This window comes from Mucilaginibacter sp. P5_A4 (genome assembly GCF_056400605.1).
Genome location: NZ_JBFUKX010000005.1, coordinates 81,437 through 103,253, shown reverse-complemented (window position 1 = coordinate 103,253; position 21,817 = coordinate 81,437). Strand labels below are relative to the sequence as shown.

21 protein-coding genes and 1 tRNA gene are annotated in these 21,817 nt (G+C 41.2%); 10 read left to right on the top strand and 12 right to left on the bottom strand.

Annotation, left to right across the window (positions count from 1 at the left end):
- Positions 1–318: 318 nt before the first annotated feature.
- Together AC1DQW_RS05280 and AC1DQW_RS05275 are read left to right on the top strand one after the other, a co-directional pair.
- The gene (locus AC1DQW_RS05280; protein WP_477453149.1) at positions 319–807 is read left to right on the top strand and encodes a hypothetical protein; all 489 of its coding nucleotides are present in this window, start codon (positions 319–321) and stop codon (positions 805–807) included.
- A 624-nt stretch (positions 808–1,431) separates the two neighbouring features.
- Positions 1,432–2,217, top strand: coding sequence for a hypothetical protein (locus AC1DQW_RS05275; RefSeq protein ID WP_477412653.1), 786 nt, complete (start codon positions 1,432–1,434; stop codon positions 2,215–2,217).
- 378 nt (positions 2,218–2,595) lie between these two features.
- On the opposite strand, the gene AC1DQW_RS05270 is transcribed toward AC1DQW_RS05275, so the two are convergent.
- Positions 2,596–2,669, bottom strand: a tRNA-Pro gene (locus AC1DQW_RS05270).
- Positions 2,670–2,929: 260 nt separating this feature from the next.
- Here AC1DQW_RS05270 and AC1DQW_RS05265 point away from each other — a divergent pair.
- Genes AC1DQW_RS05265 through AC1DQW_RS05250 form a run of 4 tightly spaced genes read left to right on the top strand, consistent with a single transcriptional unit; the run spans position 2,930 to position 7,671 of the window.
- Positions 2,930–6,259: a DUF4175 family protein gene (locus tag AC1DQW_RS05265; RefSeq protein WP_477453148.1), complete on the top strand. Its 3,330-nt coding sequence runs from the start codon at positions 2,930–2,932 to the stop codon at positions 6,257–6,259.
- Between the two features lies 1 nt (position 6,260).
- The gene (locus AC1DQW_RS05260; protein ID WP_477400838.1) at positions 6,261–6,683 is read left to right on the top strand and encodes an ATP-binding protein; all 423 of its coding nucleotides are present in this window, start codon (positions 6,261–6,263) and stop codon (positions 6,681–6,683) included.
- Entirely contained in the window at positions 6,683–7,114 is a 432-nt protein-coding gene (ybeY, locus tag AC1DQW_RS05255; protein WP_477453147.1) for an rRNA maturation RNase YbeY, read from the top strand. Before AC1DQW_RS05260 ends, ybeY begins: the two co-directional genes overlap by 1 nt.
- A gap of 41 nt (positions 7,115–7,155) precedes the next feature.
- On the top strand, positions 7,156–7,671 hold the full coding sequence (locus tag AC1DQW_RS05250; RefSeq protein WP_477400842.1) for a glutathione peroxidase: 516 nt from the start codon (positions 7,156–7,158) through the stop codon (positions 7,669–7,671).
- An 815-nt stretch (positions 7,672–8,486) separates the two neighbouring features.
- On the opposite strand, the gene rplS is transcribed toward AC1DQW_RS05250, so the two are convergent.
- From rplS to AC1DQW_RS05195, 11 genes are all read right to left on the bottom strand, one after another.
- Positions 8,487–8,834 (bottom strand): 50S ribosomal protein L19, encoded by a 348-nt coding sequence (rplS, locus tag AC1DQW_RS05245; RefSeq protein ID WP_295720757.1) that lies wholly within the window; start codon positions 8,832–8,834, stop codon positions 8,487–8,489.
- Positions 8,835–9,022: 188 nt separating this feature from the next.
- Complete coding sequence (locus tag AC1DQW_RS05240; RefSeq protein ID WP_477412645.1) at positions 9,023–9,268, bottom strand: hypothetical protein; 246 nt, start codon at positions 9,266–9,268, stop codon at positions 9,023–9,025.
- 4 nt (positions 9,269–9,272) lie between these two features.
- Complete coding sequence (locus AC1DQW_RS05235; protein ID WP_477453146.1) at positions 9,273–9,764, bottom strand: hypothetical protein; 492 nt, start codon at positions 9,762–9,764, stop codon at positions 9,273–9,275.
- A gap of 41 nt (positions 9,765–9,805) precedes the next feature.
- Positions 9,806–10,372 (bottom strand): RNA polymerase sigma factor, encoded by a 567-nt coding sequence (locus AC1DQW_RS05230; protein ID WP_477453145.1) that lies wholly within the window; start codon positions 10,370–10,372, stop codon positions 9,806–9,808.
- A gap of 163 nt (positions 10,373–10,535) precedes the next feature.
- Positions 10,536–11,210 (bottom strand): tRNA (guanosine(37)-N1)-methyltransferase TrmD, encoded by a 675-nt coding sequence (trmD, locus tag AC1DQW_RS05225; protein ID WP_477453144.1) that lies wholly within the window; start codon positions 11,208–11,210, stop codon positions 10,536–10,538.
- 115 nt (positions 11,211–11,325) lie between these two features.
- Positions 11,326–11,697, bottom strand: coding sequence for a VOC family protein (locus AC1DQW_RS05220; RefSeq protein ID WP_477453143.1), 372 nt, complete (start codon positions 11,695–11,697; stop codon positions 11,326–11,328).
- A 34-nt stretch (positions 11,698–11,731) separates the two neighbouring features.
- Positions 11,732–12,118 carry a VOC family protein gene (locus tag AC1DQW_RS05215; protein WP_477453142.1) on the bottom strand — a complete coding sequence of 129 codons (387 nt, stop codon included), beginning with the start codon at positions 12,116–12,118 and terminating at the stop codon, positions 11,732–11,734.
- A gap of 15 nt (positions 12,119–12,133) precedes the next feature.
- Positions 12,134–12,334, bottom strand: coding sequence for a helix-turn-helix transcriptional regulator (locus tag AC1DQW_RS05210; protein ID WP_477453141.1), 201 nt, complete (start codon positions 12,332–12,334; stop codon positions 12,134–12,136).
- A gap of 8 nt (positions 12,335–12,342) precedes the next feature.
- Positions 12,343–12,762, bottom strand: a complete 420-nt coding sequence (locus AC1DQW_RS05205; protein WP_477453140.1) for a hypothetical protein — start codon at positions 12,760–12,762, stop codon at positions 12,343–12,345.
- The gene (locus AC1DQW_RS05200; RefSeq protein WP_477453139.1) at positions 12,762–13,703 is read right to left on the bottom strand and encodes a hypothetical protein; all 942 of its coding nucleotides are present in this window, start codon (positions 13,701–13,703) and stop codon (positions 12,762–12,764) included. Before AC1DQW_RS05200 ends, AC1DQW_RS05205 begins: the two co-directional genes overlap by 1 nt.
- Positions 13,704–13,854: 151 nt before the next feature.
- A complete protein-coding gene (locus AC1DQW_RS05195) occupies positions 13,855–15,609 on the bottom strand; it encodes a M61 family metallopeptidase (protein ID WP_477453138.1) in 1,755 nt (584 codons plus the stop codon).
- Positions 15,610–15,777: 168 nt separating this feature from the next.
- Between AC1DQW_RS05195 and AC1DQW_RS05190 the strand changes: the two genes are divergently transcribed.
- Genes AC1DQW_RS05190 through AC1DQW_RS05175 form a run of 4 tightly spaced genes read left to right on the top strand, consistent with a single transcriptional unit; the run spans position 15,778 to position 21,782 of the window.
- A complete protein-coding gene (locus AC1DQW_RS05190) occupies positions 15,778–16,233 on the top strand; it encodes a MarR family winged helix-turn-helix transcriptional regulator (protein WP_477453137.1) in 456 nt (151 codons plus the stop codon).
- A 10-nt stretch (positions 16,234–16,243) separates the two neighbouring features.
- Positions 16,244–17,323, top strand: a complete 1,080-nt coding sequence (locus AC1DQW_RS05185) for an efflux RND transporter periplasmic adaptor subunit (RefSeq protein WP_477453136.1) — start codon at positions 16,244–16,246, stop codon at positions 17,321–17,323.
- Between the two features lie 5 nt (positions 17,324–17,328).
- Positions 17,329–20,457, top strand: coding sequence for an efflux RND transporter permease subunit (locus AC1DQW_RS05180; protein WP_477453135.1), 3,129 nt, complete (start codon positions 17,329–17,331; stop codon positions 20,455–20,457).
- A gap of 5 nt (positions 20,458–20,462) precedes the next feature.
- Entirely contained in the window at positions 20,463–21,782 is a 1,320-nt protein-coding gene (locus AC1DQW_RS05175) for a TolC family protein (protein ID WP_477453134.1), read from the top strand.
- The last annotated feature ends 35 nt before the right edge of the window (positions 21,783–21,817 follow it).

Below are 21,817 nucleotides of genomic sequence, written 5' to 3'. Positions count from 1 at the left end.
AACTAAGAATCGAAATTTTTATAAAAAGAACCTGCTTAACTAAAATAAACACTTTGTGYCCATCATCTATATGACGCATTAATTTATTAATAGTTACACAAAAGCCGTTAATTTTAGATAAATAACCAAAAAAGTAACCAACAACTCATCTCCATGGACCAACGACATTTACCTGTTATTAACGCAGTTTATCCACATAATGGTGTCGAATAAATCCAGATAGCCTGCATATATCCACACTATAATTTAACCCCTCAAAAGCGATTTAGTTTTACACTTTATATTAATTCTTTTTATTTAAAATTAAATCAAGACACCATGAAAAAATTAATTATTCCCTTTTTGTTAAGCGGACTAATATTAACATTAGGGGTCAACAGTGCGTCTGCCCAGGTCCAACTGAAAGAGGTTACTATTTCGGGAGCACCAATCAGGGTTCAGGTATCAAAACAGGTCTCAGATTCATTCGCCAGTTTATTTGTAGGTGCTCAGGAACCTAAATGGTTTCAGTCTGATAAAAATTTTGTAGTTAGATTTATAATGGATAACCAGCAAAACAAAGCGGAGTTTACAAGAAAGGGCGATTTAGTGTATCATATGGCTTTTGGGTACGAAAAGGAAATGCCTGCCGATATCAGAACTATTGTAAAAAGTAAATATTTCGATTATACAATTAACTCCACTGTTAAAGTAGAGTATGAAGGAAAGAGTGCATGGATTGTTAATATTGAAGATGGCAAACAATACTTTGTGTTAAGAGTAGTAGATGGTGTTATGGATGTTTTAGATAAAATTAACAAAGTATGAGGCCGTGTAAGAATAAAACAGGAAGTTAACAAGAAATATATTTTTAATTCAAAGAAAGAGGCTGTCTCAAAAGGATAGCCTTTCTACATTTATGCGCTGATATTAAAACCCAACAACAATCATTGCGGGTACCCACCAGCCAGGCTGGAAAAAAAGTGATGACATGATTTAAAAGTTAAATTGTAGAGTAGTCTGTAATCGTAAACAATCGGCTTATTTAGTTAAAAAAAAGCATATCCAATCGGTCCTAAAATCTTTCAAAGATGCTCTCTTTTGCTTTTGTTTAATGTCGGGACGAGAAGATTCGAACTTCCGACCTCCAGCATCCCATGTTGGCGCGACAGGGGCTACTATAAATCAATAAATATTGATTCGCATTCACATTGTCCCTTATTTAATCAGCTAATTTTCTTTTTTTAAACAATTCAATAACAAATTGCGTATTATATACTTTATATGTAAGTTTATGTAACCTAAATGAATTATTTATGGTGGTAAAATTTTAGACATTTATTTTGTCCGTACTTGGTGCTTTTTTTACTGAGATAATTAAGTTGTTAAACCGCCAAATAAGAACCGCCACCAGATGAAATAAATGCCTATATCATATAAAACTTAAACATTATGAGTAAGATTTTAATTTTTGCAGCTTTATTTAGCCTCTTAATTTGGGGATGTAAGAAAAAAGAGAAGTCGCCCGAGGCAGGTTTGTCAGGTGTATATGAACTTGAAAAACAAGTACTCGATCGCGGAGGCAAAGACTCTACGATTAAACGAACTCAAATTAAAATCTACACAGATCGTAACTATGTGTATGCCAGCATAGTACCTGATTCATCTGTTGGGTTTGGCGTAGGCGCTTATACACTTGACTCGGCCAACCGACTTAAAGAACATAGTATCTATACCAGCAGAGCTATTGACTCACCCCTCACCTATAAGCTTGAGATTACAAGAAAACCTGGTGGTTATACCCAGGTCATTCCTGACTTTGCCACAGTAAGAGGTGTAAAATATGTATTGAAAGAAGATTACAAAAAATTCCCGCCAGCAGATAGCTCTGTACTTGATGGTTTGTGGAAAATGGAAAAAACCTATACAATAAAAGGCAAAGACACGATCCCAACTGATGTAACACAGTATAAAATATTCTGGGGAGGACATTTTATTTTTATACACAGGTTCGCTCAGAATAAGGAAAAAACCATCTTTAAAAATGGGTTTGGCACCGGGGTATTTTCTTTTAGTAATGATACGCTTAAGGAAGAAGAGCAAATATCAAATTACAGGCTTCTTCAGGGCAATAAATTTACTGTTAAAGTCACGATGAATGGTCATGACGAATATACCCAGGTGATTAATAGCGCTACAAATGGCCGATCTGTAGAAATATACAAGCGAGTCAAATAACATCCCTTATTTAAAAATGATGTGAAAATTCTTGCGTTGCGGTTGCATCACCGGCTTTACACCTATGAGTGTCGCTGCAAAGGCCATGATGCACGCGAATTCAAGTAAAACAGGATAACTGCTATAACGATGTTGCTGTCTTATTTTTGGAAGGATTTTTTCTCCTTCAAATAGATTCATGACGTGATAAGGCTTAAAGATGCAATATAATCAGCATGACTGTAATCCGTATAAACACAATTTACAACTACTTGAATGCCATTCACAGACAGTAAAGGCTAACACGGAGGTCAACAGGGCAGTCTGCAAAACTAAAAAAAGCATATCCAATCGGTCCTAAAACCTTTCAAATATGCTCTTTTTTGCTTTTGTTTCCTGTCGGGATGAGAAGATTCGAACTTCCGACCTCCAGCACCCCATGCTGGCGCGATACCGGGCTACGCTACATCCCGAAATAATGTAGGGATTGCAAATATATAATTTGCAGGTATAATTTAAAACTGTAAATTAATTACCATCCCTTTTTCGAACCCAAAAAATCATTTTTCAATTGTTTTACCACCCCCAAAGCGGGCTTATGCCATTTTATTGTTAAATATTATAAGTATACCATATTATTGCGATTTTGATTTTTTAACTTAACGGCCTTGATAAAATATTATTTGCCGATGTTTTCCGTTTAATTTTGTATCCGATACTTTAGTGCTAAACTATGCCGTCTGTTGAAAATTATGAATTACTGATAGTAAAGATTAACGTCTTTATAAGAAAGTATTATTTCAATAATTTTTTGCGCGGTTTAATATTCCTGGGCGCAGGCTTGTTTACGGCCTATGTTGTTATTACACTTAGCGAGTATTTCGGCAACTTTAATACCCTTTTCCGCACCATTCTTTTTTACTTTTTCATCCTGCTTAATATTGGTTTGGTATGCTGGCTAATATTGCCGCCATTGTTAGCCTGGCTTAAACTGGGCAAATCACTTACACATGACGAAGCCGCCGAAATTATTGGCAGGCATTTTCATGATGTGAACGATAAGCTGCTTAATACGCTTCAGCTTAAAAAATTAGCCGTTGCCGATGTAAATCACCGGGCGCTTATTGAGGCCAGTATTGATCAAAAGATAGAATCGTTAAAGCCGGTAAGCTTTCCATCGGCTATCAACATCCGCGAGAACACCAAATATTTAAAATGGATCCTGGCTCCGGCAGCCGTTATTATAGTAATTGCCTTTGCTGCACCATCTGTTTTAACCGAAAGTACAAAAAGGCTTATCAGGCATAATGAATATTTTATACCGGCCGCGCCTTTTAAGTTTAATGTGCTAAACAAAACACTGTCCGTTGTTCAGGGCGATGACCTTAAAATCGACTTAAAACTGGATGGGGATAAACTACCGGCCGATGTATATATAGAAACCGCCAATAATACTTTTAAGCTGGATAAAGAAACCATCAGCCGGTTTCATTACCTGTTCAGCAACCTTCAGCAAAACACCCGGTTTAAACTTAGGGCGAATGGCTTTGCCTCGCAATTATACGAGATTAAGGTAAACCAGAAGCCCGCACTGCTGCATTTTGATGTGGAGCTGAACTACCCCGCCTACCTGCATAAAAAAGATGAAACACTGGTAAACGCCGGCGACCTGGTGGTGGCGGCCGGCACCAATATTAAATGGCAGCTGCATACCCAATTTGCTACCGGCTTAACGTTTTTAATGAACAATGTTATACGCCCGACGCTATCCCGTGGTAACGACGTTTTTGAGCATAGCGAAAAGGTTTATAAAAATGCCGTTTATAAGCTTAGCCCACTAAATGCACAGGTAAACCATAGCGATTCTGCTACCTATCATATCAATGTGGTATTGGATGAAGCGCCGGTGATCAGCGTAGAGGAGAAGCCGGATTCGGTAAGCATGAAGTCGTTATATTTTAATGGAAAAATACAGGACGACCATGGATTTTCGGCTTTAAATTTCCATTATAGTGTACAGTCATCCGGCAATAAGGCCAATCCCAAAACCTTTATAAAACGGGTGGACGCAGATATGAGGCAAACGCAGGCGGATTTCTTCTATTTCTGGAATTTAAAGGATTTGGGTATCAACCCCGGCGACCAGGTATCCTACTTTTTCGAGGTTGCCGATAACGATGGAGTAAACGGACCTAAAAAGGCCCGCACCCCCGCGCGTACGCTAAACCTGCCCGATGCAAAGGAGATAAATGAGCAGTTGAATGCCGGCACACAGGCTATCAAACAAAAAATGCAGTCGGCCATTAAACTGGCAGGGCAGGTTGAGCACGATTCGCAAAAACTGAACCAGTTACTGCTTAATAAAAACACCCTCTCTTTTGATGAAAAAAAGCAGGTGGAAGACCTGCTGCAAAAGCGGAAAGACCTGGAAGACCTGGTGAAGGAAATTAAGGACGACAACAAGAAAAACCTGTACAACCGCCAGGAAAACCAACAACAGAACGAAGAAATATTAGCCAAACAAAAACAAATAGAAGATTTGTTTAATAACGTGCTGGATCAAAAAACAAAGGAGTTGCTTCAAAACCTGCAGCGGCTATTAAACGAGCAGCAAAAAGATGCCACACGCGACAATTTATCCAAAATGCAGATGGATAATAAATCGTTGAAAAAAGAACTCGACCGCATGCTGGAGCTTTATAAAAAGCTGGAATTTGACCAAAAACTGAATCAGCATATAGATCAGCTTAATAAACTGGCCGATAAGGAACAAAAGCTATCCGAAAAAACCAACCAGCAGGGCGCCGATAAGCAACAATTACAGCAGGAGCAGGATAACCTGAAAAAAGACTTTGAAGATGTTAAAAAAGGGCTTGATGACCTGCAGAAAACAAATGACCAGGCCGAACACAAAAGCGACTTTAAGAACCCCGAAAAAGAAACGCAGAGTATAGACCAACAAATGGAGCAAAGTGCCGGCGAACTGCAAAAGAACAACAAGAGCAAGGCCAGCAAGGCGCAGCAGCAGGCGGCTAAAGAAATGCAGCAACTGGCCGGTAAGCTGCAGCAACAAGACCAGGAGGGCGAAAGCAAGGAAAATTCAATTGATGCCCAGCAACTGCGCGAGTTGTTGAAAAACCTGGTAAACAGCTCTTTTAGCCAGGAAAAGCTGATGCAGACATTGAAAAGCACCAGTCCTACAGATCCATCTTATATTACGTTATCGCAAAATCAAAAAGATATTAAGGATAACCTGAAAACCGCCGAAGATAGTTTATATGCGCTGAGCAGGCGGATTCCGCAAATCCAGTCGACCGTAAACCAGGAGATCACCAGTATTAATACCCATATTGACCAGGCGCTGGATAACCTTGGCGAAAGGCGCACGGCCGAAGCCAACCGCAACCAGCAATATGCCATGACATCCATGAATAACCTGGCCCTGATGCTGAGCGAGGCATTGGATCAGCTGCAAAAAATGATGAACAAGGGTAAGGGGGGCAAAGGCAAGCCCCAGTCGCTATCGCAGCTATCAAAAATGCAGCAGCAGCTAAACCAAAATATGCAAAAGGCGCGGGAGCAGATGCAGCAGCAGGGCAACCAGGGTAAAGAAAAGCAGGGCGGCCAGGGAAATATGAGCGAGCAACTGGCCCGGATGGCCCGCCAGCAGCAAATGATAAGACAGCAACTGGAGCAGATAAATAGGGAAGAAAATAAGAATGGGACGGGTGATTTAGGTAATTTAGATAAAATTTCGCAAGAAATGGAACAAAATGAGCATGATCTCGTAAACAGGAAGATTACAAATGAAACGCTGAAGAGGCAACAACAAATTCAGAGCCGGTTATTGGAAGCTGAGAAGGCACAACAGGAACGGGAACAAGACCAGCAAAGAGAAAGTAAAACCGGCAAAGATATACCTCCGGGGTACATAAAAGCACTGCAGGGATACCAGCAACAGAGAGCAAAACAAACAGAGCAGATAAAAACTGTATCTCCGGCACTTAATTTGTATTACAAGCAAAAAATAAAATCATACTTTGATCAACTTAATGCCAAATAATATGGAACAGGCAAATGTTCGAACCAGCGAATTATACACGTTACAGCTACCGTCGACCCCGGAGAGCATAACGCAGCTTGAAGCGCTGATAGAAGAGATTGCTGATAAACATAATGTTGCTGAGGATACCTTTGCCAACATGATGACCTGCTTAAACGAAGCAGCTATAAATGCCATTATGCATGGCAATAAACTCGATATATCAAAAAAAGTGATCGTTAATGCCGAGGTTGAGCCCAAGCGCATTATATGGACAGTGACTGATGAGGGCGAAGGCTTTGACTATGATCACCTGGCCGACCCAACGGCCCCCGAAAACCTGGAAAACCTTACCGGACGCGGCGTGTTCATTATTAAACACCTGGCCGATCAATGTATTTTTAACACTGCCGGCAACGAAATAGAACTACATTTTAAAATATAATGCCGGCAATCCAGTTTTTTGAAGAAGATATCAGCTACAAATTAAAAAATAAAACCCAGGTACGGCAATGGATAAAAGATACCATTACCACCGAGGGTTTTAAACTTAAAGAGCTTACTTATGTCTTTTGTTCAGACGCGTACCTGCTGCAGCTTAACCAGCAATACCTTGATCATGATACCTATACCGACATTATCACCTTTGATAACAGCGAGACAGAAGGCGCCATTGTGGGCGACATTTTTATCTCCGTAGAGCGCATCCGCGAAAATGCTGCAAAGTTTGGGATAACCGAAACAGAGGAACTTCACCGGGTAATTATTCATGGTGCGCTGCATCTTTTAGGCTATACAGATAAAAGTGTTGTTACAAAGAAAAAAATGACACAGAAAGAGGATGAGTACTTGGCTAAGAGAAATTTTATTAGCTAATTTTACTTAGTCATTTGTTTAACCATCAATTATTTATAACCATGAAATTAATTACGCTAATATTAGCTTTCTTTTTAATGTCGCCCCCATCCTCGGTTTATGATTTTAAATTAAAAACCATCGATGGCGACAACTTTTCCCTGGCCAAATACAAAGGCAAGAAAGTACTTATTGTAAATACAGCCTCCAAATGCGGCTTTACCAAGCAGTATAAAGACCTTGAAGCACTGGCCGAAAAATACAAAGGTAAACTGGTGGTAGTAGGCTTTCCGGCAAACAATTTTGGCGGACAGGAGCCCGGCACCAACCAGGATATTAAAACCTTTTGCAAAGAAAACTTTAATGTTACCTTCCCCATGAGCGGCAAGGTGAGTGTTTTAGGTTTGGATATTGATCCCTTGTTTCAATACCTTACCACAGCGCCAAACCCGGAATTTACAGGCGACATCAAATGGAACTTCGAAAAATTCCTGGTTGACGAGAACGGCAAACTTATACACCGTTTCAGATCGCAAACCACACCATTATCTGACGATATTACCAAATACCTTAACTAAGGTAGGCTGATATAATATATAGCGAGGCCCTGGGTTTACCGGGGCCTTTTTTTGTTGTGGAAGTTACCCATGACGTGTTTGCAAAAAAACATTCTGTTATGCTGAGTTGTAAAATTTCGCAAAAATCTGAAGGGGGAATGACAAATGGGTGGGACTCACTGTAAAAACCCAGGGAAAACAATGATGACATCTTAAAAAAGAGCGTCATTGCGAGGTATGACCAGCCGAGCTGGAAAAAACAGTAATGACATTTATGGATACCACAATCACCTCGTGATCGTCATTGCGAGTAACCACCAGCCGAGCTGGAAAAAATAGTAATGACATGTATGGGTACCACAATCACCTCGTGATCGTCATTGCGAGGAGGTACGACGAAGCAATCCCCAAAATACAGAGTGGATTTGCACAGCTACTCTGTAAATCGGGGATTGCTTCGTTCCTCGCAATGACGGGTAAGAGGTTTATGTGTAAGAAAAATACACATTGATAATCAATGACTTGCAATCATATCATTATAAGGAGGTACGACGAAGCAATCCCCAACTATATAGAGCGGATCTGCATAGCTACTCTGTATTTTGGGGATTGCTTCGTGCCTCGCAATGACGATTAAGAGGATTGCGTGTAACAGTTTATTCGTCATGCCTCTTCGCCCTGTACAGTCTGCCAATAGATCCCTCACTGCATTCAGGATGACTAAAGCTTTTCCTATCCGCCCAATTTTTCACCATAAAAAAGGCCTTTCCCGATAAGATCAGAAAAGGCCTTTTTAAAAGCTTTTGTATGCCCTCTTAAAAAAGAGGAAGGGTAATTTAAACTCTTTTTGATTTGATACGAGCTGCTTTACCGGTAAGGGCACGCAGGTAGTATAATTTAGAGCGACGCACTTTACCGTGACTGTTCACTTCAATTTTATCAATGTTTGGAGAGTTAATAGGGAAGATACGCTCAACACCTATACCATTAGAAACTTTACGAACGGTGAATGTTTCTGAGTTACCTGCACTGTTACGTTGTATAACAACACCCTGGTAAACCTGGATACGTTCTTTGTTTCCTTCTCTGATTTTATAATGCACACTTACAGTATCACCAGCCTTAAAGGAAGGAAACTGTCTTTTTTCTATTGATTGCTCTTCAACAAATTTTACTAAATCCATGATTTTTAGCTCTTAAAGCGATTTTTAGCCCGTAAAAATCGGATTGCAATTATAGGGATTATTTTTTATAAATGAAAGTCTATTTTAAAAATTTCCACAATTTGCATTTTGTTAACAATTTGATGGTGATTATATTGATTCTGTGGGCGGTTTGTTTTCATTATCGGTAAATCAACGGTCAAAGATAACTAATCCTCTAAAACCGGGGCATCCGGCTTTTTTTCGGTAAAGTAGGCCACCACGGTGTATCCCAAACCAATAATAAGCAGGTTAAATACAAAGTTAATAAGGGTATCGCTTACCGAATGCGAGCGGCTGTCGATATCAATAAATGTATAAACCGCGTAAGCAAATGCTATAACCAATATTACCCAGCCGGCAACTGCTGCGGGAAGGTAAATAATTCCTTTGCGGGTGAACCAGTTTAATTTCATGATCTTAATTTTTAATGGAGATACTTTCTGTCATTACATAACCTATAAAAACAAACACGATAGCCAGGCTGATAAGGATCAGCAAAATGTTCCATAATTTTATTTTTACGGTGATACTGAGCTCCCTTACTTTGCGCCGATCGGGGTCAATCTGTTGAACCTGTACATGCAAAATGGATAGTACATTAATAATAATGCATACAATAGGCAAAACAAATAATACTATTGGTCCCAGGAAATCTATAAAAGGAATTTTTGCCAGGCCAGACAGCAGCGTAAACATAGCCGCAAACCAGCCCATCCGGGCATGAAAAAAGTAGAACATAAATACACATAGTAAAAAATAGCAGGGCACTGCAATAAGCCAAACCCCAAGGGCTGCAGAACGGCTTGCGTTCATGATGGCCATCTTCACCGTATTTTGATGATGTGAAGGATTTATATCCGGTACTTTTAAATTTTCCATCTGCTGTAAAAAATCATCGTTATTTTTCATGTTAATTACGTTTAAAATGCATTTAGTTGAATTTGGTTGCATTAAAACAACATATTTCTTAATTTTTCTAAGCCACGGGATAGCAATGATTTTATTGTTCCCTCATTTTTACCCAGGATCTCGCCGATCTCGGCATTGGTTTTTTGTTCAAAATAGCGCAGCGCCACAACCTCCTGGTACTTGATATCAAGCTTAAGCAGGTTCTGGCGTATTAAGTTATAATCATTGTATGCTTTAATCTCCTGCTCCATTATTTCCCGCTCATTATCAGCATTTTCGTGCAATAGCTTCTCCATCTGCGGGTTCTCCAGTAATTGTTGTAGCGATTGCGGTTTGTATTTGCTACTGCGGTAATATTGGTTAAGCTCGTTGGTGGCAATGCGGTACAGCCAGGATGATAAGCGAATGCCCCTCCATTGAAAAGTGCCAATCTTGAGGAACGCCTTTAAAAATGTTTCGGCGGCAATATCCTTTGAAAGGTCATAATCACCGGTGCGGCGCATAATATATCCAAAAACAGGTTTATACCACCTATCAAACACCTGCCCAAAAGCAGCGGGCTCTGTTCTGCATTGTTCAATAAGCTGGGCTTCCTGGCTGGGGTTCATAGTTGCAATATACCTGTAATGCAATAGGCATCAATTGGTTGCAATCTAATTTAGGGAAAGTGAATGGGTTTTGGTTGAATAGGGGAATACTCAGGTTTATTGAAGAACTCTTGTCGTGGGAGTGACCGTGCTTCGGTATTAAGCAAGTTAACCCCTCACCAATTTACTCCAATAAATCCGGCCTGCGCACCCTGGTGCGTTCCAATGCCTGCTCAAAGCGCCATTTTTCAATTTCAGGGGTATTGCCGCTTAACAGGATCTCGGGCACCTTGTAGCCATTCCAATCGGCTGGGCGGGTGTATACAGGGGCATCAAGCATATCGTCCTGGAAGGAGTCGGATAGGGCCGACGTTTCGTCACTCAGTACGCCGGGGATGAGCCGTACAACAGCATCAACCAAAACCGCCGCCGGGAGTTCGCCGCCGGATAATACATAATCGCCTATGCTTATCTCCCGGGTTACATAAATATCACGGATGCGCTGGTCTATACCTTTATAATGCCCGCATAAAATAATGATGTTGCCTTTAATTGATAGCTGGTTGGCAATGGCCTGGTTAAGCCGCTCGCCGTCGGGCGACATGAATATCACTTCGTCGTACTCGCGTTCAGCTTTTAGCTTTTCGATACAGGCTGCAAACGGAGGAATGGTCATTACCATGCCGCTGCCACCACCATAAGGGTAATCATCAACGCTTTTTTGTTTGCTGGTAGAGTAATCGCGCAGGTTATGCACATGTATTTCGGCGATGCCCTTTTTTTGAGCGCGCTGCAAAATAGAATGTGCAAATGGGCTATCAAGCAAACCGGGTAATACAGAAATGATATCGAAACGCATAGTGCAAATGTGCAAATTTCAGATTTCAAATGCGCAAATGAAGAAAAGAAAAGGTTTATGGAACTTCATTCGTCAAAAAAATTTTTGTCCTTGCTCCTTTGTCCCAATATCTAATCTACCCCCTATGTTGATAGATACCCCATAAATTCCCGGCCGGATCAGTAAAATGCGCGGTTATCTCTGGGAAATCTTTGCCTATGGGCTGGGTTATTACACCGCCATTTGTCGATATAGACTCAACCGTAGCTTCGGCATCATCAACCATGATAGATATGAGCAGGCCGGCTTCTGTCATTGGCTTTCGCCCGGTTACCCACATGCCGCTTACCTGGCCAACGCCATCATCAAAAGAGGCGAAGCCCTCGTTGTTGATTCGGATATGCCAACCAAAAACTTTTTGAAAAAATATAGCCGATTTGGTAATGTCATTTGCCGGAATTTCGATATAACAGATCTTGCCATTGCCGTAAGTTGGTTCGTTTGCCATGATGATTTAATTTTTTGGCCTTAGCCTTTTATCTTCAAATGGATTTCTGGATCTGCCAGCGATGACCGAAGGGGTCTTCAATCTCGCCCTGGCGATAGCCGTAATCATAATCCTGTATGGGCGATTTTATTTTTGCACCAAATGCAACAGCTTGATCAATTACGGCATGCACATCATCTACAAAAAGACCGATGGTTACCGATGGCTTATTTTTATTCAAACTAAAAAATCCGGAATACGGGGTTTCTTCGTGCAGGTGAAACATAGCCCCATTGATGGAGAGCTCGGATACGTGAATACTTCCATCATCATTACCAAACCGCCGGAGTTCCCGGGCGCCGAAGGCATTGATATAAAAACTGATATCGGTAACCCCGCCGGGAATGGCCAGCATGGGGGCAAAAATTGGTTTATCTTTCATAATTATATGGTTTAATTAATCCTCGTCATCCAATGTAAAAATTTCTTCAACCGGTTTGCCGAAAACGCGGGCTATTTTCATGGCCAGTACAGTTGATGGCACATAGCGGTTGCTCTCGATGGTATTTATAGTCTGGCGCGATACACCGATAGCTTCGGCCAGGTCGGCCTGTGTTATGTTTTTGATGGCTCGCTCTACCCTTATGTTGTTTTTCATGGCTGTGCTTACTCCTTAATTAAACGGTTATTCTGGAATATCTTCCACCTGAAACGGACAATGAAGAATACAAGGGGAACCAGTAAGTTTAAAAACAATATATGCTCGGTATCTGTAGAAAAGACCAGACTGATGATCAAAAACAAATAATTAACATATACGGCCCATTGTAACGAATCGAGCCGCAATTGTACTATTTGTTCATCTTCAATTTTCTCCTTTGAAAATGCTGCAATGAATAAACCAACAGCCATTAATAAGGTTGTCGACATAAAAAACAGATGCCGGCCATTAAAGATACCCGTGTCCGCATCGTCTGCGTGAAGGCCCATTAGCTGTTTTTTGTACAATACAAAAGGGATGTGCACAAATACCAAAAAGTAACCCAAATAGCGGCACCAGTAAGGGAATAAGAATAATGGTTTCATTATAATATGTTTAAGTTTAAATTGTTGTTCTTTTTGTCATTCACCAGCCAGGATAAGCGTAATAGCCGAGATTGAAATACGATTATAAAGATGAGCGGAATAGTACTCAGGTTAAGTGTCTGGATCAGGAGAAAATCAAGGCTAAAGAAAAAGAAATTTGAAACGAGTAAAATGACATAGTTTGCGTATACGGCAATCTGCATAGCCTCCAGCCTGATTGTGCTGATATACTCATCTTCTTTACGTTCTTTGGAGTATACCCATAATAGTAATATAAATGGCATTATATAATATAACCCATCACTGTACATTACCCACGTAGATTCATTTATAGTAATGAGAAACCATGAATTATTTAAAAAAGAATAAACTACCAGGGGAATGGCTATTATAATACACAAAACAGATAATATTTTAGCTATTTTGTAAAATGGCTTATAGGGTAAGAAGTGCAATGGCGCTATTTTATATTCGCTTTTTGTTCGATAAATGAGGTAATAAAACCTGAATATAAATATAACCAGGGGCATAAAAAGGTTATACATAATAAATTGCTGAGCCATAGGGCTGATATAATCTGGAAGCCATGTATTAAAAACTAGGCCCGCTACTTCGTAAGTTACCCAGGTGATATATAATAGGTAATTTACAAATATTGCCCAATACAAGGCATTAAGCCTAATGCTGGCGGTTAGCTCATCCTCGTTTTTCATTTTTGAAAATGCTATTAACAGCAATCCGGCAACAATTAATACCAAAGCAAGCTCATTGGTATAGTTTTCAAATACGCCCGGTATATTGTTGTGCTGATCGGGGTATTTACCAAATCCGGGGATGGTATAATTATAAAACAGAAACAGGAATCCTAATATAAATCCGGGTGCTGCCAAAAGGGTTCCGAGGTACCTGAAACGGGCAGGAAATAAAAGATGCGATTTCATATTTGTAAAGTTTGGTTTACCAAATGTAAAACAAACTTTACAAATGTCAAAAACATTTGACAAATTTTTTTTCGCGCTTTTTTAAATAAGTTACTGAACACAAAAAAGGCCGGCGATAGACAGCCAGCCTTAAAATTTTATAAAGCCCGGATTACAAACTCAGCCATTTTTTTCTTACGGCCAATTGCTGGGTATTGGGATTATCTATCGATGTAATTTTATATTTCACCCTTGTGTTTTTCAGCAAGGTAACCGGCAAAATAATATTTTGGCCGTCGCGGTTTACAGTTACCTGTATTTTATCACCGGGCTTTTTGCCACTTATCATGGTAGAGGGATCGGTAATGGGGTTGCCGTCAATGGCAGTTATTTCATCGTTTACATTAATGCCATCAATATAAGCTGCAGTACCGCGGGTTACAGCGGTTACAATTACTTTTTTAACTGCTGTTGTGGCGGTTGTAATACCCAGGGCCGCTTCATTATTGTCGGCCAGATCATCGTTTACTTTATAGCCGGCGTAACCCAGGTATTTATTGTAGTCAACAGGATCAAGTCCGTTAATGTATTTTTTATAAAAATCATCCAGCTTTTTGCCTGAAAACATTTCAAAGCTTTTTTTAAACTCTGCATCGGTGTAGCCGCGTTGTTTGGTTTTGTAGTACATGGTATACATATACTTCATCACATCATCAAGCGAGTGTTTTTGGTTTGAGCTGTTGATGATCTCCAGGTCGAGCATCATACCTATTATAGCTCCTTTTGTATAATAGGATATAGTGGTATTATTGGAGTTCTCATTAGGACGATAGGCCTTGATCCAGGCATCAAAGCTCGATTCGGCTACCGTTTGTACATCTTTGCCCGGCAGGTTTTCCAATATGTTAAATTCATTGGCTATCTGATCCAGGTAGTTTTCAGGCGAATAAAGATTGGTACGGCGTATGGCTATCTCCTGGTAATACTCAGTAAAGCCCTCGGCTATCCAAAGGTTGGTAGTATAGTTTTCATTATCATAATCAAACGGGCCTAAAACAATTGGTCGCAGGCGTTTTACGTTCCATAAATGAAAATGCTCATGGGCTACCAGGCTTAAAAAACTTTGGTAGCCTTTTTCATTACTATAATTATCACGCGAGGCACCCAAAACTGTTGAGCTCAAATGCTCAATGCCACCGCCGCCGCGAAGGTGATTATGTACTATAAAGGTATAATGCCGGTTCGGGTTTTCGCCAAATATGCCGACCTCCTGCTCAACAATGGCGTGCATATCTTTTTTAACGCGCTCCTTATCGTAATTGCCGCCCCCGTACATACACACCTCGTATTTAACGCCCGATACATCGAAACCAAAAACATCCTGGTTTCCTACTTCGATGGGCGAATCAAACAGGATATCAAAATTAGGCGAATGCCTTACAAACGGATTGCCATTTACCATTTCTAAACTGGTTGAAACCTTTGCCCAGTCGTTATAAGGTTTTATGATGATCGTTGATGGCGAATGCAGCATATTGGCGGGGTAAATAAATATACCCGATGTTGACAGAAAACCATGCGATGCATCGATATAACTGGTACGTACCGATATTTCATTAGCATAAACGCGGTACCTTACCGTTATCTCCTTTATGTTTTTTGTATTAATGCGCCAGGTGTTTTTATTCATCTTGGGCGATGCCACAATTTTGCCGTTTATACTGGCGCTAAAGGCTTCTATATTTTTGGCGAACTCCCTTATCAGGTATGATCCGGGTGTCCAGGCAGGCATTTTAAGGTCGAGTGTGTTTTGCTTTAATCCGGAGATATGCATTTCAATCTCGGCATAATGGGCCTGCGCTTCTGGAAACGAAACAGTATAAGATATAATAGCCGTGGCTTGCGCCTTACTGGCGGATAAATTCATAAATAGTAAAATTAATGATACAGTTGAGGTCAGCTTAATAGGTTTCATGCCCGCAAGTTATAAAAATTATGGTTTTTTAAAATATAAGGCTTTTAAGCACTTGTAAAATGGTTGATACATGTAACTATTATAAATACAGGCGGATTAAGTTTGCAATCATTTATTAAGATGAAGTTGGTAGAGCCTATATCCCGGAAACTTATACGCTTAGGTAAATTATACCTTAACGTGCTGGCCAGGCATACTGCCCACCTGGATGTTACCCGGTACCATTTTATTTTATCGCTGATCTATTACCACAACGGACAGCTTACGCAAAACGCATTGGCGCAGATATTGGATAAAGATAAATCGGCTATGGTGAGCATCATTAATATGCTTACGGCCAAAGGCTTTGTTTACCGTGAAACCAACCCCAATGATCGGCGCGAACATTTGCTTAAGGTTACCGAAAAAGCAAAACTGGCCGTACCGCAGATAGTGAAAACATTTGAACATATTAATTCTGATATTACCAAGGGGATCTCGGCACATGAAATGAAGATATTTGAAAGCGTATTGCAAAAAATGCAAAACAATATTAACCCCCATACAACCCAACCCGATTTACAAATCACAAAATGATTAATGCAAAATGAGAACAAGGTATATCATTTACATAGCGCTGGCATTGCTGGTTGCTTTTTTAGTTTACAACAAGTTTTTTAGCMAAAAAGCCAAAGAAACAGCCGCTGCTAATGCCGGCGGCAAAAGCGGCAAAAAGAAAAACGGCCCTGTAGCAGTTAACATCATGATTGTAAAGGATACCGCTGTAAACAATATTATTGATGTAACCGGTAGCATTGATGCCAACGAAAAAGTAAGCCTGGTAAGCCAAACAGCCGGCAACATTACAGGTATTTATTTTACAGAGGGAAGTAAAGTTAAAAAAGGGCAACTGTTGGTTAAGGTTTATAACCAGGACCTGGAGGCATCATTGGCACAAAACCAGTACCAGGTAACCCTGGCTAAGCAGGTTGAGTACCGCAACAAGGTATTGCTGCAAAAAGAAGCCATAAGCCAGGAAGAATACGATACCTCGCTAACCTCGCTAAACTCATTAAAAGCCGCCGCTGATGTAATTAAAGCACAGATAAGCCGGACAGAGATTCGGGCCCCATTTTCCGGCACCATCGGCTTACGAAATGTTAGCCCGGGTAGCTATTTATCACCGGCCGCCCCAATTGCGCAGCTTGTAAATATCGATCCGGCAAAGCTTACTTTCTCCGTTCCTGAAAGGTACCTTTCTATTCTTGGGGCAGGCAGTAAAGTGATGTTTAATATAGAGAGCTCCAGGGAAAACTTTACAGGTACTGTATACGCTATTGAGCCATCAATAGATGTTAACTCGCGTACCATTACCGTGCGTGCAAAAGCGCCCAATCCCAAAGGATTATTAACCGCAGGTAGTTTTGCTAAAATAAATTTAACGCTCGATCAGATCCCTAAAACCATCCTGCTGCCAACCCAGGCTGTTATTCCTGATTTAAAAAGCAGCCTGGTTTATATTTACCATAATGGTGTAGCTATTACCAAAGCGGTAAAAACCGACATGCGAACCGATACCAAAATACAAGTTATAGACGGCCTAAAACCTGGCGATAGTGTTGTTGTATCGGGCCTTATACAAATGCGACCAAAAGTTCCTTTAAAAATTATTAAAGTTATTAAGTAACCGTTATGAGTTTATCCTCAGTTAGTATAAAAAGGCCGGTATTGGCAACAGTAATGTCAGTAGTTATTGTTGTGTTTGGTATTATTGGCTATAAATTTTTAGGGGTGCGGGATTTCCCTTCGGTAGATCCGCCTATTATTTCAGTGTCCACAAGTTACTCTGGCGCCAATGCCGATGTAATTGAATCGCAGATAACGGAGCCGTTGGAGAAATCCATCAACGGCGTGCCCGGTATCCGCAATATTTCGTCAACAAGCTCTGTTGGGCAAAGCAATATTACGGTTGAATTTGATTTGGATGCCGACCTTGAAACTGCCGCTAACGATGTGCGCGACAAAGTTTCGCAGGCACAACGCCAGCTTCCGCAGGATATTAACGCCCCGCCGGTAGTTACAAAGGCCGATGCCAGCGCTGATAATATAATAACCCTTACCGTAAGCAGTAATACCCGTAATATTACCCAATTGGATGATTATGCCGAAAACGTTTTGCAGGAAGGCCTGCAAACCATTCCTGGTGTAAGTACCATTAACATACAGGGACAGCGGCAATATGCAATGCGCCTATGGATTGACCCTAACAAACTATCGGCCCTGGGCCTTACCGCAACGGATATTGGCGCTGCCCTTGCAAAGGAAAACGTGGAACTTCCGGCAGGTAAAATTGAGGGCAATAATACCGAGGTAACCATAAGGGCCCTGGGTAAATTATCAACCGAAAAAGATTTTAATAACCTCATTATCCGCGCTGATAGCAACCGGGTGATCCACCTTAGCGATATAGGTTACGCGGTTTTGGGTTCGGCAAATGAGGAAACCATATTTAAGGAGTCGGGTGTGCCAATGGTTGGTTTAGCTCTTGTGCCACAGCCCGGTGCCAACTATGTACAGATAGCAAAGGACTTTTACGTCCGCCTGGAACAGATTAAAAAGGATCTTCCACCAGATATTTCGGTAAAAGTAGCATTGGATAATACCCGGTTCATCAATCAATCCATCACCGAAGTGCAGGAAACACTTCTCATTTCGTTTGTGCTGGTGGTAATCATCATTTACCTGTTCTTCAGGGATTGGCTCATTGCTTTCCGCCCGCTAATTGATATCCCGGTATCATTGATAGGAGCATTCTTTATCATGTACATTTTTGGGTTTTCCATCAATATATTAACCTTGTTGGGCATTGTACTGGCTACAGGGCTGGTGGTTGATGATGGTATTGTGGTAACAGAGAATATCTATAAAAAGGTTGAGGCCGGCATGGCTATCCGTAAGGCGGCCTTTGAAGGTTCGGCCGAAATCTTTTTTGCGGTAGTTTCTACCTCGGTAACTTTGGCAGCGGTATTTTTACCTATTGTATTTTTACAGGGCTTTACAGGCAGACTATTTCGCGAATTTGCTGTAGTAGTTGCCGGGGCTGTATTGATATCGGCCTTTGTATCCCTTTCGTTAACACCAATGCTGAACGTTAAACTGATTCGTAAGAATAACAAGAAATCAAAATTCTACGAAAAAACAGAGCCATTCTTTGTTAACATGACCAACTCATATACCGAAACACTGGTTAAGTTTATGAAGGTAAGATGGGTTTCGTTTGTAATCCTCGCGGTATCTTTATTAATTATCGGGATTCTTGTAAGGGTGATCCCATCAGAGCTTGCACCGTTGGATGACCGCAGCTTATTACGTTACAGTGTAACCGGATCAGAGGGCGCAACATATGAGTATATGACCCGCTACATGGATAAGGTATCGAATCTTGTGGAGGATTCTATTCCCGAGGCCAATGTTAACCTGGAAATCGTTTCACCATCTTTTGGCGGTGGCGGCTCCACTAACTCCGGCTTTGGCCGGATTGGTTTGGTGGCACCGGATAAGCGAACGCGAACCCAGCAACAACTGGCCGACTGGATGAACAAAAAACTGGGTAAAATGCCCGATGCCCGCGCCATTGTAATACAGGAGCAAACCATAAGCGGTGGTGGTAGCGGTGCGCGTACTTCATTACCGGTTCAATACGTTATACAGAACCAGGATTTTGAAAAGATTCGTGCGGTATTACCTAAATTTTTTGCCGAAGTATCCCGCAGCCCTGTTTTCCAGGGAACAGATGTGAACCTTAAATTTACCAAACCCGAGTTAAGGGTGGTTACCGATCGTGACCGCGCCCGTGATTTAGGCGTATCTGTAGATGACATTGCCCAAACACTGCAATTGTATTATAGCGCCGGCCGGTTGGATTACTTTTTGATAAACGGAAAGCAATACCAGGTAATTGCCCAGGTTGACAGGGCTAACCGCGATCAACCACTCGATCTGAGATCGGTTTATGTACGAAGCAGCAAGGGTGGTTTGGTACAGCTGGATAACGTGGTAAAAACTACCGAAGGTGCAACCCCTCCGGCTATTTACCATTTTAACCGATATAAGTCGGCAACTATACAAGCTGGTTTGGCTCCCGGCAAAACCGTTGGTGATGGCATTGCCGAAATGGACCGCATAGCAAAAAGCCTGCTTGATGAAACATTCAGTACTGCTTTAAGCGGACCGTCACGTGATTATGCCGAGGGATCATCAAATATTCTGTTTGCCTTTGGCTTTGCCCTCTTGCTGATATACCTCGTATTAGCAGCACAGTTTGAGAGCTTTATGGATCCATTTATTGTTATGCTTACTGTGCCGTTGGCTATTTCGGGGGCATTTATGTCCTTATGGCTATTCAATCAAACACTTAATATTTTCAGCGAGATAGGTATAATTACCTTGGTAGGGCTGGTAACCAAAAACGGGATCCTGATTGTTGAATTCGCCAACCAGCGTATGGAGCATGGCATCACCAAATACGAAGCCGCCGTTGAAGCCGCCACGGCCCGTTTACGTCCCATATTGATGACCAGTTTGGCCGTAGTATTGGGTTCGGTACCTATAGCATTCGCGTTGGGCGCAGGGGCAAAAAGCCGGGTATCGTTGGGTATTGTAATTATGGGCGGCATGCTGTTTTCCCTGGTATTAACGCTGTATATCATTCCAATGATGTATGTGATCTTTGCTTCAAAAACGCGTCGCGATCCCGAGGAAGAGCCGGAAGAAGAATCCAAACCAAAGAAAAAACCAATAAAACTTATTGAAAATTTTTAAGCGATATGATCATTAAAAAAATAGCTTTCCTGGTTTTTTGCTGTACCTTTTGGGGTACAAATACATGGGCGCAGGATGCACCGCTGCTTACATTAAAGGATGCGGTTGAAATAGCTTTAAAAAACAACTATAATATAAAGCTATCGCAAAACAATAAAACCATTGCTGCCAACAACGTTACACTGGGCAATGCAGGTATTTTACCGCAGGTGAACGGCAATTTTGCATCAACCAACAGTCGTCAAACAACCAAACAAACCCGTAGCGACGGTACCGTGAACAACATCCGCAATGCGGCAAATACTGGTGTTAACTATGGTGTTGCGCTTAACTGGACCATTTTTGATGGCTTTAACATGTTTGCCACTTATGATCAGTTGCAACAGCTGGATAAGCTGGGCGCTTTACAACTGCAGGATACCCTACAAAACACAGTTGCCAATGTGATAGGCACCTATTATGACCTTATCAGCCAAAATGAACAAATAAAAGCTTTGAAAGGTGCTATTGATATTTCGCGTACGCAACTACGTTATGCCAATGATAAGTTTCACGTTGGCCGGGCATCAAGACTGGATGTTTTAAACGCGCAGGTAAATTTAAATACAGATACCGCCAACCTGGTTACGCAATACCAGCTGTTTAAAACAACCAAAATTCAACTAAACCAGATCCTGGTGCGCGACCTGCAAACCGATTTTGCCGTAGCTGACACCATTGTGGTTGATGATAAGCTGATATTGGGCGATATTTTATCCAAAGCACAATTGCAAAATCCGGCTATTCTATCTACACAGATAAACCGCCGCCTGGCCGAGATCAACCTGAAACAGGTAAAATCAACCCGCTATCCGCAGGTAGCTGTATCATCCGGTTATACCTTTAGCAATAACAAAACCCCGGCGGGTTTTACTTTACAGCAAAACACCCATGGCTTAAACTACGGGCTAACCGCTACCATTAATATTTTTGATGGCTTTAACCAAACCCGCCGCGAACGAAACGCCAGGATACAGATAGACAACGTAAATATTAATGCAAAGCAAGTTCAGCTGAATATAGAAACTCAGGTAAACAGCCTTTATGCCGCTTACCTATCCGGCCTTGATTTGATAAAATTAGGGCAGGCTAACGTAGTGATAGCCAAGAAGAACCTGGATATTTCGCTCGAAAAATATAAACTGGGCAATATCACCCCACTGGAGATTCGCGAAGCGCAACGCAACTACCTTGATGCGCAATCAAAGTTTTTTGCAGCCCAGTACCAGTCAAAGCAAGCGGAAATTACACTTAAACAAATAACCAATACCATAAATATTCAATAAAAAGGCATATTTTATAATTTGTTTGTAAAAAGATA

Coding starts and splice junctions, on each gene's coding strand:
- AC1DQW_RS05280 (WP_477453149.1), top strand. CDS start 319: ATGAAAAAATTAATTATTCCCTTTTTGTTAAGCGGACTAATATTAACA.
- AC1DQW_RS05275 (WP_477412653.1), top strand. CDS start 1,432: ATGAGTAAGATTTTAATTTTTGCAGCTTTATTTAGCCTCTTAATTTGG.
- AC1DQW_RS05265 (WP_477453148.1), top strand. CDS start 2,930: ATGCCGTCTGTTGAAAATTATGAATTACTGATAGTAAAGATTAACGTC.
- AC1DQW_RS05260 (WP_477400838.1), top strand. CDS start 6,261: ATGGAACAGGCAAATGTTCGAACCAGCGAATTATACACGTTACAGCTA.
- ybeY (WP_477453147.1), top strand. CDS start 6,683: ATGCCGGCAATCCAGTTTTTTGAAGAAGATATCAGCTACAAATTAAAA.
- AC1DQW_RS05250 (WP_477400842.1), top strand. CDS start 7,156: ATGAAATTAATTACGCTAATATTAGCTTTCTTTTTAATGTCGCCCCCA.
- rplS (WP_295720757.1), bottom strand. CDS start 8,834: ATGGATTTAGTAAAATTTGTTGAAGAGCAATCAATAGAAAAAAGACAG.
- AC1DQW_RS05240 (WP_477412645.1), bottom strand. CDS start 9,268: ATGAAATTAAACTGGTTCACCCGCAAAGGAATTATTTACCTTCCCGCA.
- AC1DQW_RS05235 (WP_477453146.1), bottom strand. CDS start 9,764: ATGAAAAATAACGATGATTTTTTACAGCAGATGGAAAATTTAAAAGTA.
- AC1DQW_RS05230 (WP_477453145.1), bottom strand. CDS start 10,372: ATGAACCCCAGCCAGGAAGCCCAGCTTATTGAACAATGCAGAACAGAG.
- trmD (WP_477453144.1), bottom strand. CDS start 11,210: ATGCGTTTCGATATCATTTCTGTATTACCCGGTTTGCTTGATAGCCCA.
- AC1DQW_RS05220 (WP_477453143.1), bottom strand. CDS start 11,697: ATGGCAAACGAACCAACTTACGGCAATGGCAAGATCTGTTATATCGAA.
- AC1DQW_RS05215 (WP_477453142.1), bottom strand. CDS start 12,118: ATGAAAGATAAACCAATTTTTGCCCCCATGCTGGCCATTCCCGGCGGG.
- AC1DQW_RS05210 (WP_477453141.1), bottom strand. CDS start 12,334: ATGAAAAACAACATAAGGGTAGAGCGAGCCATCAAAAACATAACACAG.
- AC1DQW_RS05205 (WP_477453140.1), bottom strand. CDS start 12,762: ATGAAACCATTATTCTTATTCCCTTACTGGTGCCGCTATTTGGGTTAC.
- AC1DQW_RS05200 (WP_477453139.1), bottom strand. CDS start 13,703: ATGAAATCGCATCTTTTATTTCCTGCCCGTTTCAGGTACCTCGGAACC.
- AC1DQW_RS05195 (WP_477453138.1), bottom strand. CDS start 15,609: ATGAATTTATCCGCCAGTAAGGCGCAAGCCACGGCTATTATATCTTAT.
- AC1DQW_RS05190 (WP_477453137.1), top strand. CDS start 15,778: ATGAAGTTGGTAGAGCCTATATCCCGGAAACTTATACGCTTAGGTAAA.
- AC1DQW_RS05180 (WP_477453135.1), top strand. CDS start 17,329: ATGAGTTTATCCTCAGTTAGTATAAAAAGGCCGGTATTGGCAACAGTA.
- AC1DQW_RS05175 (WP_477453134.1), top strand. CDS start 20,463: ATGATCATTAAAAAAATAGCTTTCCTGGTTTTTTGCTGTACCTTTTGG.